The sequence below is a fragment of the Amycolatopsis sp. WAC 04182 genome (assembly GCF_003947465.1).
GTDB lineage: Bacteria > Actinomycetota > Actinomycetes > Mycobacteriales > Pseudonocardiaceae > Amycolatopsis.
Genome location: NZ_QHJJ01000006.1, coordinates 436,466 through 449,847, shown reverse-complemented (window position 1 = coordinate 449,847; position 13,382 = coordinate 436,466). Strand labels below are relative to the sequence as shown.

The 13,382-nt window shown below is 69.4% G+C and carries 10 protein-coding genes; 5 read left to right on the top strand and 5 right to left on the bottom strand.

Annotated elements, in window-relative coordinates; genetic code table 11:
* Position 1: 1 nt before the first annotated feature.
* Together DMH01_RS31230 and DMH01_RS31225 are read right to left on the bottom strand one after the other, a co-directional pair.
* On the bottom strand, positions 2–1,573 hold the full coding sequence (locus DMH01_RS31230) for an alkaline phosphatase (RefSeq protein ID WP_125681045.1): 1,572 nt from the start codon (positions 1,571–1,573) through the stop codon (positions 2–4).
* 43 nt (positions 1,574–1,616) lie between these two features.
* Positions 1,617–2,273 (bottom strand): hypothetical protein, encoded by a 657-nt coding sequence (locus DMH01_RS31225; RefSeq protein WP_199745694.1) that lies wholly within the window; start codon positions 2,271–2,273, stop codon positions 1,617–1,619.
* A gap of 143 nt (positions 2,274–2,416) precedes the next feature.
* On the opposite strand from DMH01_RS31225, the gene DMH01_RS31220 reads away from it, so the two are divergent.
* The 4 genes from DMH01_RS31220 (at position 2,417) to DMH01_RS31205 (ending at position 9,586) form a co-directional block, all read left to right on the top strand.
* Entirely contained in the window at positions 2,417–5,368 is a 2,952-nt protein-coding gene (locus DMH01_RS31220) for a BTAD domain-containing putative transcriptional regulator (protein WP_125681043.1), read from the top strand.
* Positions 5,369–5,503: 135 nt separating this feature from the next.
* Entirely contained in the window at positions 5,504–6,730 is a 1,227-nt protein-coding gene (locus tag DMH01_RS31215) for a hypothetical protein (RefSeq protein WP_125681041.1), read from the top strand.
* A gap of 158 nt (positions 6,731–6,888) precedes the next feature.
* Positions 6,889–8,274, top strand: a complete 1,386-nt coding sequence (locus tag DMH01_RS31210) for an FAD-binding oxidoreductase (RefSeq protein WP_125681039.1) — start codon at positions 6,889–6,891, stop codon at positions 8,272–8,274.
* 94 nt (positions 8,275–8,368) lie between these two features.
* A complete protein-coding gene (locus DMH01_RS31205) occupies positions 8,369–9,586 on the top strand; it encodes a glycoside hydrolase family 88 protein (protein WP_125681426.1) in 1,218 nt (405 codons plus the stop codon).
* Between the two features lie 33 nt (positions 9,587–9,619).
* On the opposite strand, the gene DMH01_RS31200 is transcribed toward DMH01_RS31205, so the two are convergent.
* Positions 9,620–10,084: a DUF4396 domain-containing protein gene (locus DMH01_RS31200; protein ID WP_125681424.1), complete on the bottom strand. Its 465-nt coding sequence runs from the start codon at positions 10,082–10,084 to the stop codon at positions 9,620–9,622.
* Between the two features lie 269 nt (positions 10,085–10,353).
* Between DMH01_RS31200 and DMH01_RS31195 the strand changes: the two genes are divergently transcribed.
* Positions 10,354–11,373 carry an autoinducer 2 ABC transporter substrate-binding protein gene (locus DMH01_RS31195; RefSeq protein ID WP_370323567.1) on the top strand — a complete coding sequence of 340 codons (1,020 nt, stop codon included), beginning with the start codon at positions 10,354–10,356 and terminating at the stop codon, positions 11,371–11,373.
* A 1-nt stretch (position 11,374) separates the two neighbouring features.
* Here the strand turns inward: DMH01_RS31195 and DMH01_RS31190 are convergent, their stop codons facing one another.
* Both DMH01_RS31190 and DMH01_RS31185 read right to left on the bottom strand, forming a co-directional pair.
* On the bottom strand, positions 11,375–12,583 hold the full coding sequence (locus DMH01_RS31190) for a serine protease (protein WP_125681035.1): 1,209 nt from the start codon (positions 12,581–12,583) through the stop codon (positions 11,375–11,377).
* 4 nt (positions 12,584–12,587) lie between these two features.
* Complete coding sequence (locus DMH01_RS31185; protein WP_125681033.1) at positions 12,588–13,352, bottom strand: DUF4239 domain-containing protein; 765 nt, start codon at positions 13,350–13,352, stop codon at positions 12,588–12,590.
* Between the last annotated feature and the right edge of the window lie 30 nt (positions 13,353–13,382).

The following is a 13,382-nucleotide window of genomic DNA, read 5'->3' as shown; positions in this document are numbered from 1 at the left end:
CTCAGACCCGCTGCAACCCCGGCTTCCCCGCCTCGACGACGTAACTGCGGTCCGCGGCCAGGACCACCTTCGAGAAGTCGTACTCGGTGGTGTCCGAAACCGTCATGAAATCCGCCCGCATCTGCGTTTGCGACGCCGTCACCCGGACATAACCGCGCTTTCCCCGGCAGTACTTGATGTGCGGGTTGTTCGACAGCCACGTCGACGACGGATCGGTCGCGGTGTCGCTGTTGCTCGTGACCGAGGTCGTCACCAGTTCCGAACCGAACACCGGATCGCTGTGGTTGAAGTAGTCGCGGCGCAGGTCGGCCGCCCAGTGCCGGTGGACGTCGCCGGTCAGCACGATCGGGTTCGGCACCTTGCGGTCCACGATGCCCTTCGCGATCCGGTCGCGGGAAGCCTCGTAACCCTGCCAGGAATCGGGGCTTTCACAGGTCGCCTTGTTGCCGTCTCCGTCACGCGTCGCGAAGAAGACCTGCTGACCGAGGAAGTCCCACTTCGCCGGATGCGTCTCCAGCGCCTTCAGCAGCCAGGCCTCCTGCGTCGTGCCCAGGATGCTGCGCGACGTCGACCGCATGTCGGTGCACGACGGGCCCGCCGAACCGGACGGGTCGGGCACCTGCGCGTTGCGGTACTGGCGGGTGTCGAGCATGTGGAACCGGGCGAGGTTGCCCCAGCCGAACTGCCGGTACAGCCGGATCGACGCGCCGCTCGGCTTGGCGGTGGACCGGATCGGCATGTTCTCGTAGAACGCCTGGAAACCGGCGGCCTTGCGGTCCGCGGTGGCCGGGCTGGCGGTGCCGTTCCAGTTGTTCATCACCTCGTGGTCGTCGAAAACGACGACCCACGGCGCCATCGCGTGCGCGTTCTGGAGGTCGGCGTCGGTCTTGTGCTGGGCGTGCCGGGCGCGGTACTGGGCCAGCGTCGTCACGTCCTCGGTGAACGCCAGCCTGCGCGGATTCCGGTCGGCGGCGGCGCGGCCGGATTTCCGCTCGTACATGTAGTCGCCGAGGAACAGCACCAGATCCGGGTTGTCGGCGAGCATGCCCTTGTACGAGTGGTACCAGCCTTCCTCCCAGTGCTGGCAGGAGGAGAAGCAGTACTTCAGCTGGTTCACCGCGGCACCGGCGGCGGGCGCGGTCCGCGTCCGGCCGACCGGCGAGATGTAGCCGCTGGTCTTGAACCGGTAGAAGTACTCCCGTCCCGGCTCGAGGCCCACCGGTTCGATGTGGACGCTGTGCCCGGAGGCACGGGTCGCGGTCACGGTTCCCTTCTGCGCGATCGAGGAGAACGCCTGGTCGTTGGCGATTTCCCAGTCCACTGTGTACGAAGCGTCCGGCATGCCGCCGAAGCCGTCGGGGTTCAGCGGGGCGGGAGCGAGCCGCGTCCACAGCACGACACTGTCCGGCAGCGGGTCACCTGACGCGACACCGAGCTGGAACGGGTCGTGGATGGCGGGTGCCGCCGCCAGTGTTCTCGCGCTCGCCCACGAAGGCACGGTCGACGACAACGCCGCCGCCGAAACCGCAGCGGCTCCCCCGAGGAGTACCGCCCGCCGATTCACCTGGCCCATGAAAATTCAACCTTTCGAAGTGGGGAAAGAACGGGGAGGGATTTCACGCGGCGTAATCGGTGATGCCGCCACTACAGGCCTCGAGCGTCGGATTCGCGGCGGCGTCGGCGACGCAGACCTTGTAATAGACCCACGATCCCTTCGCGACCGGCACGGCCTTGTCGACGTGGGTGCCGTTGCCGCCGGAGGCCCAGACGTAGAACGGGCCGGCGCCGCCCTTCAGCCAGTACGCGACCACGGCGGACTTGCCGTCGGCGTTCCTGTCGTAGACGAGGAAATGCGCGTCCGACGAGCGGAACTGCCCCTCACCCGCGCAGACGCCGGTGGAACATTCGGCGCTGCCGGAACCGACTCCGCAGTCGGGCGCGATCCGCTGGTCCGAGCCGGTGTAGACGTAGCTGTCCGAGATGTAGCCGCCGAGCGCGGGGACGTAGTCCCACAACGTCGTGGTGCCCAGCGGACCGGTGACCGAGGTCCCGATCGTCTGGCAGTCGATGGTCACCGTGGCGCCGTTGGCCACCGTGCGCACCGCGGTCGCGGAGGTGCTCGGGGCGCGGCGGACGTTCAGCGGATCACCCGCCGTCTTCACGGTCCCGGTGGCCGCGGCCAGTGCGGGAGTGGCTCCGGCGAGGCCCAAGGCGCCCGCCGTCACCAGCACGAGAAAGAAACCGGCGAGCCGCCGGACACTTGAACGCTTCATGACCGCAGCGTCGACCGGCGTCGTACACATCACGTACAAACGCCGACCGCTGTCTGCACATGCATGCGAATGGATCTAGCCAACCATGGCGGGACGGCAATATTATCGGCGGATATGGGGCTCCTGCCGTATTGGCGGTTTAGGTGACTATTCTCGGGTTTCGCGTTCTCGGTCCGCTCGAAGTGGCGGTGGACGGGCAGGTGGTGCCGCTCGGCGGGCCCAAACCCCGGCTGCTGCTGGCCGCTCTCCTGCTCCAGCCCAACGTCGTCGTCTCCACCGAACTGCTGATCGAGGTCCTGTGGCCTTCGTCCGCGCCCAGGTCGGCGGCGGCGAACATCCGCACCTACGTCCATTCACTCCGCAAACGCCTCGCCGACCACGACCCCGAACTCGGGGAGCGCATCGGAAGCCGGGCATCCGGATACATCCTCAAGGCCGCGCCCGACGAGATCGACCACATCCGCTTCGGCGAATTGGCCGCCCGCGCGCAGGACGCGCTCGGCCACGGGGAAGCCGAATCCGCGCTGGGCCTGCTGGATCAAGCCGAAGCGCTGTGGCGCGGCGAGGTCCTCGAAGGTCTCCCCCACGACCACGGCTGGGGCGCGACCGTCGCCAGGCTGACGGAATTGCGGCTCGCGGTCCAGGAACAGCGGCTGCGGGCGAGGATCGAACTCGGCCGGACCGCCGAGGCCGTCGCCGAACTGCGCGGCCTGGTCACCGAGCATCCCCTGCGCGAGGAGCTCTGGCAGCAGCTGATCGTCGCGCTGCGGGCCGACGGCCGCACGGCCGACGCGATCGAGGCCTACGAAACGGCCGAGAAGGTGCTGGCCGACGAGCTCGGCACCGAGCCGGGGCCGCGGCTGCGGGAACTGCGGGCGTCGCTGGTCCTCACGCCGTCCGCGACCCAGGACGCGGTGACCGCCGCCCTCACCGTGCCGATGACGCCGGTCTGCCAGCTGCCGCTGGACCTGCCGGACTTCACCGGCCGCGACGAGGTCGTCAGCGCACTCGTCGCCCTCTTCCACGACCGCCGTGAACAGGGAAAACCCGCGATCGCGGTGCTGTCGGGGGCGCCGGGGATCGGCAAGTCCTCCGTCGCGATCCGGGTGGCGCACGCGGTCCGTGACGACTTCCCGGACGGTCAGCTGCACGTCGACCTCGCCGGGACGTCGTCCTCACCCAGGCCCCCGATGAGCGTGCTCGCCGAGTTGCTCCGCGCCTTGGGTGTTCCCGACGCGGGATTGCCGCGCGATCTTCCCGAGCGCGCGGCGTTGCTGCGTTCCCGGCTGGCGACCCTCCGGATGTGCGTCGTCCTCGACGACGCCGGCAGCGCGGCACAGGTCCGCCCGCTGCTGCCCGGCGCGGGTTCCTGCGCGGTGCTGATCACCAGCCGGATCCGGATGCCGGATCTGGCCGGAGCCACCCCGGTCGACGTCGACCTGCTGCCCGAAGCCGAGGCCGCGAAGCTGCTCGAAGGCATCGTCGGCACCGAAAGGGTCGCCGCGGAGCCGGAGTGCGCGACCGCGATCCTGCGCCACTGCGGGTATCTGCCGCTGGCGATCCGGGTCGCCGGGGCGAAGCTGACCCATCGGCCGGGCTGGACGTTGCGCGTACTGGCCGACCGGCTGCGGGACGAAAGACGAAGATTGGACGAACTCCGCGTCGGCGATCTCGCCGTGCGGGCCAGTGTCACGCTCAGCTACGACCTTCTGCCGATGTCGGCGGCGACCGCGTTCCGCGGCCTCGGCGGGCTCGGCTCGGTCCAGTTCCCCGGCTGGGTGGTCGCGGCCCTGCTCGGCCGCACGCACGGTGAGGACGTCCTCGATGTGCTGGTGGACGCTCATCTGGTCGAGCTCAGCGGCTCGGATGCCACCGGTGAGCCCCGCTACCGCCTGCACGACCTGTTGCGGTGTTACGCCCTCGAACTCCGGGCGCAGGACGTGCCGGCGAAGGCGCGCGACGCCACGAAACGGGTGCTGGAGGGCTATCTCGCGCTCGCGGTCGAAGCCGCGGACCGGATGCCGATCCATTTCTTCGGGCTCTACCGGGACGACACGGCCGTCCAGCCCACGCTGCCGCCGGGCACCGCGCAGCTGATCGGGGATCCGGCCGCGTGGTTCGCCGCCGAGCGGCACACCTGCGTCGCCGCCGTCGCGCTGGCCGCCGACCTGGGCCTCGACTCGCTGGCCTGGCGGCTCGCCGCCGCGCTGGCGCCGTACTTCGACCAGCGCGGTCACCAGGACGACTGGATGCACACGCACGCCGTCGCGCTGGCCGCCGCCCGGCGGTCCGGCGAGGTCCGCGGCGAGGCGATCATCCAGCGCAATCTCGGACAGATCCAGCTGTACCAGGACAGTTACGCCGAGGCCCTGGTCGCGTTCGAGCAGTCGCAACTGCTGTTCGACAAGATCGGCGACGCGCGGGGCGCGGCGATCGCGCTGGCCGGGCTCGGCACCGTGCTGCGGATCAAAGGCGAGGACACCGTCGCGCTGGAGCACTGTCACGCGGCGCTCGACCAGTTCACGGCGGCGGGCGATCCGCACGGCGAGGCCGTCGCGCGGATCGCGATCGGCGCGGTGTGGCTGGCGCGGCGCCGGTTCGCCGACGCGGAACGCTGGTTCACCGAGGCGCTCGACCAGTCCGCCCGGATCGGCGACCGGCATCGCGAGGCGCACGCGTTGAAACGGCTCGCCATGCTGCGCCAACACCAGGGGAACCTCGCGGGGGCACGGGAACGGGTCGACCGTGCCATCGCGATCTTCAACGAACTCGGCGACGACCACTGCGTCGGCTACGCGAACCAGAACCTCGGCGAGTTGTATCTGCACAGCGGCGACCTGGCCCACGCGCAGCTGCTGCTGGTCAATTCGCTGAGCGTGCACCGGCGCAACGGGGACCGCCGATCCGAAGCCGAGGTGTCCCAGCTGCTCGGCGAACTGCACGAGGCGCTGAGCCAGCCCGAGCGGTCGCGGACGTATTCCGAGCGCGCGCTGGCGTTGTGGCGGGAACTCTCCGCGCGGCCACAGGAATCCGCTCTCGCTTCGCGCCTGCAGGAATCGGCCGAAGCCTCGTACAACGATTCCGCGAGCGCCTGACCTTTTCGCCCTTCGGCACCTGTTTGCGGGGTTCACCCACCGCAACCAGGTGCCGACTTGCTTTTGTATCGATCGTGTACACGCCCCGGCGAAGCTCCCTTCGTAGCAACCGAGAGTGCTCGAAGGGAGACCGGAATGGTCCGGACCGTTAAGGCCCGCCGGGTGATGGCGGCCGTGCTGGCCGTGGGGGCGGTCACCGCCTTGGCCGCCAGCCCCGCGAACGCGGCGCCCGAGGGAAGCTGGCGCGCCGACCTGTCCACTGTGGACGGCGACGACGTCAACGTCCGCAGCGACGGCGGCGTGCTCAGCCTGCAAAACGCCGCCTGGCACAGAAAACCCGACTCCATCGGCAGCCAGGGTTACCTGCTGCTGGCCGAGCAGAAGCTCGGGAAGCCGGTCAACCGCGTCACCGCCCAGGTGACCGCCGACGCGCCGAAGGGCACCGAGGTCGAGGTCGACGTCCGAGGCAAGCTCAACTCCCAGGACTGGACGGAGTGGACGCCCACCGAGGGCGGCGCCGCCCAGCTGTCCGCCTCGGTCTCCACGGTCCAGGTCCGCATCGGACTGCGCACGCTGACCGACGGCGTGACCGCGAAGGTCAGCGACGTCACCCTTCAGGGTGAGCTCGGCCCGCAGGTCAACGCGATCGGCGCGGCAGCGGCCCCGCTCACGTACAAGGTCTACGGCACCCGCGAGGGCCTCGTCGGCGGCACCACCGCCAACGGCCACGTGATCAAGTCCCGCGACCACTTCGTCGCCCTCCCCTCGGGCCGCGGCCTGGCGCCGAAGAACACCGGCAACTACACCGTCCGCATCTGCCGCACCGACAACAGCCGCTGCGAGTACGCGCCGGTGTGGGACGTCGGCCCGTGGAACACCAAGGACGACTACTGGAACCCGTCGGCCACCCGCCAGATGTGGAAGAACCTGCCGCAGGGCAAGCCCGAAGCGCAGGCGGCGTACCAGGACGGCTACAACGGCGGCAAGGACGAGTTCGGCCGCAGGGTGGCCAACCCGGCGGGTATCGACCTCGCGGACGGCACCTTCTGGGACGGCCTGAAGATGACGGACAACGGCTGGGTCAACGTCTCCTACCTGTGGACCGGCTCCGGCCCGACCGGCGTCGTCAGCACCGCGGGCGACCCGATGAACGTCCGGGCTTCGGCCAGCACCACCGCGGCGATCAAGGGCCTCGCGGCGAACTACGCGAAGGTCAACATCGAGTGCTACGTCGAGGGCGAGACCGTCACCGGCAAGTTCGGCACCAGCAAGATCTGGGACCGGATCGGCCCCGGGCACTACATCTCCGACACCTACGTGCAGACCGGCTCGGACCTGCCGGTGGCGCCCAAGTGCTCGTGACCCCCTGATCCGCTCGTAATCCCCTGATCGCGAAGGCCCGGCGTACCCCATAACGCCGGGCCTTCGCCCTTTCGTCCGCCCTTTCGCCCACGCGGACGGACCTTGGGCGTCGCTCGCCGCTCGGAGACCGTGCGGTAGCCACGACCTGAGGGGGTCCCATGAATCCGCCTGAAACGACCACGTTGCGCGAGAAGCTCTCCGGCGCGGTGGTCACCGCCGCCGATCCGGGGTACGACGCGGCCCGCGCCGTATGGAACGGGGACATCGACCGGCGCCCGGCGGTGGTCGCCGAATGCGCCACGCGCGAAGACGTCGTCACCGCACTGGCCTTCGGCCGCGAAAAGGGCCTCGAGATCACCGTGCGCGGCGGCGGGCACAGTTTCAGCGGTTCCGCCGTGGCCGACGACGGACTGGTGATCGACCTCGGCGGGCTGCGCCGGATCACCGTCGACCCGGACACCCGCACCGCCCTGGTCGGGGGCGGCGCGTTGTGGGCGGATGTCGACGAGGCGACCCAGCGGCACGGGCTCGCGACGGTCGGCGGCACGGTGAGCGACACCGGCGTCGGCGGCCTCACCCTCGGCGGTGGTTTCGGCTGGCTGACCGCGAAACACGGGCTCACGATCGACAATCTGCTCTCCGCGGAGGTCGTGACGGCCGACGGCCGGATCCTGCGGGCATCCGAGGCGGAGCATCCGGACCTCTTCTGGGCGCTACGCGGCGGTGGCGGGAACTTCGGTGTGGTCACGGAATTCGAGTTCCGGCTGCACCGGGTCGGCCTCGCCGAGGTCGGGATGTTCTTCTGGACACTGGCGGACGCGCCCGAGGCGATGCGCTTCGCGAAGGACGTGATCGCGTCGCTGCCGCCGGGCACCGGTTCCATGCTCGTCGGGCTCAACGCGCCACCCGCGCCGTTCGTTCCGCCGGAGCACCATCTCACGCCGGGTCTCGCGCTGGTCGTCGCCGGCTTCGACGGTCCCGAACGGCACGCCCGGCTGGTCGAGCGGCTCCGGAGCGGGCTGCCCACGGCGTTCGAACTGGTCACCCCGATGCCGTACGCGGCGCTGCAAAAACTGCTCGACCCGACCGCGCCACGGGGCATCCTCGCCTACGAGAAGTCGCTTTACGTCGCTTCCCTGTCCGAAAAGGTCATCGACCTGATCGCCACGCGCCTGCCGGACAAGGCGTCTCCGACGACCGTGATGCCGATCGTGCCGCTGCAGGACACGTTCTCGACGGTGCACGACGACGCGACCGCGTTCGGCGGGCCGCGGACGCCCGGCTTCGTCGTCGGCCTGGCGGCCACCGCCCCGACGCCGGAGCTCCTGGCCGCGGACCGCGTCTGGGCGCGGAGGCTGTGGGAGGAACTTTTGCCGCATTCCAACAACTACGGCGGCTACCTGAACTTCATGAACGAATACGACGAAGACCGGGTGCGCACGGCGTTCGGCGCGGAGAAGTACGCGCGGCTGGCCGCGATCAAGGCGGTGTACGACCCGGACAACGTGTTCCACCACAACGCGAACATCCGTCCCGCTGAGTGAGCCATTTATTCACAACCGCGAATGGTCTTCACAATGCCGTGATCGTCGTGCGAAACTCCCGTGACGCATTTCCCACTGACGAATGGCGGGCATTGTGAGCGTTTCCCGGCGAACCCTGCTGACCACCGCTGCCGGTGCCGCCGTCGCGGCGACGACGATCACTCCGGCCGCCGCGGCCGAGGAAGTATCCGACGGGCTAAGGACTTTCCGCCGAACGGCCGACTACGCGGTGACCAAGCTACGGGCCGTCGCGCCCGGCGTGACGGCCTTTCCGGAGATCACCCGTTTCGAGAAATGGACCTATTCGCAGAACGGCGGCTGGATCGGCGGATTCTGGCCGGGGACTTTGTGGCTCGCCTCGATCTACAGCGGCGATCCGCAATTCCGCACCCTCGCCATGGCGTCGGCGGAAAAGCTCGCTCCGCGCCAGCACGAGACGCGGGACCATGACCTCGGATTCCTCTTCTACCCGTCGTGGGTGACCGGCTGGCGGCTCACCGGCGACGAGAAATGGCGCACCGGCGCGCTCAATGCCGCCGCGTCGCTCATCCAGCGCTACAACGAAAAAGGGAAGTTCATCCGGGCGTGGGGCGCGCTCGGCACGCCCACCAACGCCGGCCGGGTCATCATCGACACGATGATGAACCTGGACCTGCTGACCTTCGCGAGCAAGCAGACCGGTGACCGGAAGTACCTCGACATCGCCGTCTCCCACGCGAAGACCACCGAACGGGTCTTCCTGCGTCCCGATGGTTCGACGCCGCACGTGGTCGATTTCGACCCCGGCACCGGCGCCGAAATCGGCCCGGACACCGTGCAGGGTTACAGCCCGACGTCCTGCTGGTCGCGCGGTCAGGCGTGGGGGATCTACGGGTTCACCACGATGTACCGGCGTTCCGGCGACCCGCTGTTCCTGCGGACCGCGCAACGCCTGGCCGACTTCGCGCTGCGCGCGCTGACCCCCGACAACGTTCCGGTGTGGGACTACCTCGCGCCGCAGGCGCCGCACGACATCAAGGACTCCTCCGCCGGTGCGGTGATGGCGTGCGGCCTGCTCGACCTGGCGAAGGTCGCGAACCGGCCGCACTACCGCGAGGCGGCGATCCGGATCCTCACCGCGTTGTGCGACACCTGCCTGACCACGAAGTCCACCCGTGCCGAGGCGATCGTGGCGCGGGGCACGCGCAACCGCCGGGCGGAGGACGGCGTCGAGGTTTCGCTGCCCTACGCCGACTACTACCTGCTGGAGAGTCTTTTGCGGGTGCTGATGCCGAAGGAGATCGACAAGGCGATCGACCTGTCGAGCGTCTGACCCGGCGGCCGCGAGCCGTGCAGCGAAGAGCGCTCAGTGCGCGTGGTGCCCTTCGTGACCACTGTGGCCACCGTGCCCGCCGTGGTGCGCGTGGACCTTCGCGTGCCCCAGCCCGCGCCCGATCATCCACTTGTTCACCGGCACCGTCAGCACGAACGCGACGGCCAGCGCGAACGCCAGCGCACCCCAGAACAGCGGGCTCGCCAGCCCGGCCTCCATGGCACCCGGCACCACCAGCATGACCCCGTTGTCCACGATCTCCATGACCGCGATCGACACGGTGTCGGCCGCCAGCGCCACCTTGAGCGCGGTGCCGAACGGCAGGCCCGACTTCAGCACGCCGCGCATGGTCAGCGCGTAGCCGAAGACGAAAGCGAGCGCCACCGCGAGGATGATCGTCGCCACGTTGCCGAGGCCGAGCGCCGTGCCGATCACCATGCCGAGGACCTCACCGATCGCACAGCCGGTGAGGCAGTGCAGGGTCGCCGACGCCGCCATCGACCAGCTTGCTCCATGCCGTGTCTCGTTCATGCGGACACCATACCCCCCACCCGTATGGATGGCGCAGTGATCCGCATCTCGCGGTCGCTCACCGTCACCCCCGTAGGCCGACCCGGTAATCAGCCCAGGTCGATGAACTCACTTACGTAACCCTTTGCGCTCATCCGGTTGACCGGGGTAACCGAAGACCCCTAGTTTCGCCGGAGGTCTCCACCGCGCGTAGACCGATCGGCTGGTTCAGGTAGTTCCGTGACTATGGGGTGGAGATGCGAGGGCCGACGAAGACGCTCGTCGTTGCCACTGTGCTCGCTTGGGGCATGGTGTTCGGGCTGACCGGCTGTGGCGGTGGTGACGAACCGGCGGAGACGGCGGTGAAGCCGATCCGGATCGCTTTCGTGCCGAAGGTCGCGGGTATCCCGTACTTCGAGGCGATGAACACCGGCGGGCAGGCCGCGGCCAAGCAGCTCGGTGTCGAATGGTCCTCGACCGGGCCGGTCACGGTCGACCCCGCGGCGCAGGTCTCGATCGTGCGCGGCCTCGTCGACCAGCAGGTGGACGTCATCGCGATCGCGCCGAACGACCCGAGGGCGATCGCCCCCGCGATCACCGAGGCGCGGGCCAAGGGCGTCCATGTGATCACCTCGGACACCGACGCGCCCGGCACCGATCGCGAGCTCTTCGTCAACCAGGCGACCCCGGAGGGCATCGGCAAGGCGCTCACCGACGCTCTGATGAAGAAGATGGGGAACGCGGGCAAGTACGCGATCGTCTCCTGCGGCGAGACCGCCGAGAACCTCAACGCGTGGATCGCCGTCCAGCGTGCGTATACCGCTACGGAGTACCCCCATGCACAGCTCGTCGAAACGGTCTACGCCGGCGAGGACAAGGACAACGCCACCGCGCTGGCCAAAGGCCTGATGGCCAAGTACCCGGACCTCACCGGCCTGGTCGGCGAATGCACGACGTCCGCGCCCGGGGTCGCCGAGGCGGTGCGGTCGCAGCAGAAGATCGGCCGCGTCTTCACCGTCGGCGTCGGGACGCCGCAGGCGATCAAGCCGTACCTGCTGGACGGTTCCGCGTCGCTGTCGGTGCTGTGGAACGTCGAATCGCTCGGCTACCTCACCGCGTGGGCGGGCAAGCAGATCGCCGAGGGCAAACGGCTCGGCCCGTCGAACAAGGTCAACCTCGAACTCCCCGCGATCAAGTACGAGGAGGACACGAAGACCGTGCTCCTCGGCGACCCGCTGCTCATCACGCGCGAGAACGTGGACCAGTTCAAGTACTGACTCACCGGCCCCGCCGGACGGCACCCGCCGCCGCGCCGCCGCCGAGGATCAGCACCAGCGCGGTCAATCCCCACCGCCGCTTCTCCTTCGTACGGGCCAGGGAGTCGGTCTCGGCCGCCTCTTCCTTCCGTTCCCGGGGCGCGGCCGAACGAGACGGCTTCGGCGCGGGAGCGGGCGGCGGGACCACCTGAGGTGCCGGAGTGGGCGCCGGGCTCGACGACGGCGTCGGCGAGGGAGTCGGTGAAGGACTCGGCGACGAAGACGGGCTGGGCGATGGCGTGGACGACGGGCTGGGAGACGAAGTGCGTGACGGCGTGGGCGAAGGCGTGGGAGTCTGCGTGGGTGTCGGAGTCGGCTTGGGCGGCTCGGGTTTCGGCGGTTCGGGCGCGGTGAGGCAGCCCGCGGCGTCCGAACCCGCCAGCGGCGGCCCCGAACGCACCACGGTCACCTGCCCGCCGCGGTCGAGGCGGTAGAGCACGCTGCGCCCGCCGATCCGGTTCGCGGTGGCGTACAAGGCGCCGTCGCGGCCGAGTACGACGGAGCCGTAGACGTCGGCGGGCGGGAAACGCGCGTCTTCGGCTTCGCGGACTTTGCCGGACGCGGGATCGATGGTGATCACGGCGCCCTTCCCCCGCCAGGTGGTGGACACGCCGTAGAGCAATCCGTTGTGGTACGCGAAATCGTTGACGTCGTGGGCAAGCGTGATCGGCCGGAGGAACACGGTCCTGATCACCCGCAGGTACCGCTCCCCCGGCGTCAAGTCCACTGTGTACAGTGTGCCGTTCCTGAGCAGATACCAGGAATTCCCGCCGATCGCGCCGGCGGTCACCCCGGCGACGGGGCTCCACAACGGCAGCCGGTTCCCGGCGCGGGTGATCGGACCGAGGTCCTGTGCCTTCCCGTCACGGTCGATCGTCACCGCGTGCGCGCCCCGGCTGAGTCCTTCCGCGACACCGAAGACCAGGTTCCGCGTCGCGGAGTACCCGAGCGCGTTGAGCCGGTAGCCCGGCTCGGTCACGCGCGAAGTGGTCCCCGATCCGGCATCGAGCCAGCGCAGCTTCGACTTCCCGTGCGACTCGGTCTCCGCCTGCACCATCAGGCAGGCCTCGGCGGCGCGCGCGGCCATCGGGGCCAGCAAGGCCGACGCCCCCACCAGACCGGCGACGGCCACCGTCGCCGCCGTCCGCGTCACCCGGTCCACAGTGCTCACCGGCTCAAGCGATCCTCGCCAGCGCTGAGGTGAACGCGTCCGGCGGGATCCGCACCCCACCGCCGAACGGGTTCTGGAGCTGGTAGATCGCGAACAGCAGCAAGGTGACCGTGCCGGCCAGAGTGGACACGATCACCAGATGGGCGGCCAGCCGGGTACCGCCGAACAGGTTGGGCAACAGCGCCGAGACGAGGCTGCCGAGAATGAGCGCGAACCAGACGACGCCGCCGACCCGGCCGCCGACGACCGCGTTCAGCCGGTCCTGCCTGGCCTCGTAGACCTGCCAGAGCTGGGTGGACGCCTCGGCCTTGCGCTCACGGACCCAGTCGTCGTCCGACGGGGCCTTGTCCACCGCCTTGCGCAGGTTGTCGAGCTGCGTCCAGCCGAGATCGGGGATGCTCGTCTGTCCCCCGGCCATCAGCGGCCACTCCTTCTGCTCGACCGTGGTGATGTACTCCGCGCTCAGCTTCCGCACCTCGTCCTTGACCTCGGTGCCCAGCGAATCGGCGGCCCAGACCGCGGCGACCAGGCTGTCCGCCTCGTGGTACGAGCCCTCGCGCGCCGCGCTCGCGGAGTCGAAGAGCGAGATCAGGATGAACGCGACCAGGACGGCGTGCAGCCCGCCGACGATGGTGAACACCTGACCGGCGGCGTCGTTGTTGTCGGGCCGTCCCTCGTCCCAGCCGAACCTGCGGACGAGGTAGCCGACGAAGCCCGCGAGGGCCGCCGCGCCGACGACCCACGCGATGCCGGTCAGGTAAATACCCATTCGAGTCCTTCCCACGGAGACTGCTGAAGC

Excerpts from the sequence above, each read along its gene's own strand:
- DMH01_RS31185 (WP_125681033.1), bottom strand. The coding sequence starts at position 13,352 with ATGGGTATTTACCTGACCGGCATCGCGTGGGTCGTCGGCGCGGCGGCC.
- DMH01_RS31215 (WP_125681041.1), top strand. The coding sequence starts at position 5,504 with ATGGTCCGGACCGTTAAGGCCCGCCGGGTGATGGCGGCCGTGCTGGCC.
- DMH01_RS31200 (WP_125681424.1), bottom strand. The coding sequence starts at position 10,084 with ATGGCGGCGTCGGCGACCCTGCACTGCCTCACCGGCTGTGCGATCGGT.
- DMH01_RS31210 (WP_125681039.1), top strand. The coding sequence starts at position 6,889 with ATGAATCCGCCTGAAACGACCACGTTGCGCGAGAAGCTCTCCGGCGCG.
- DMH01_RS31225 (WP_199745694.1), bottom strand. The coding sequence starts at position 2,273 with ATGAAGCGTTCAAGTGTCCGGCGGCTCGCCGGTTTCTTTCTCGTGCTG.
- DMH01_RS31195 (WP_370323567.1), top strand. The coding sequence starts at position 10,354 with ATGCGAGGGCCGACGAAGACGCTCGTCGTTGCCACTGTGCTCGCTTGG.
- DMH01_RS31230 (WP_125681045.1), bottom strand. The coding sequence starts at position 1,573 with ATGGGCCAGGTGAATCGGCGGGCGGTACTCCTCGGGGGAGCCGCTGCG.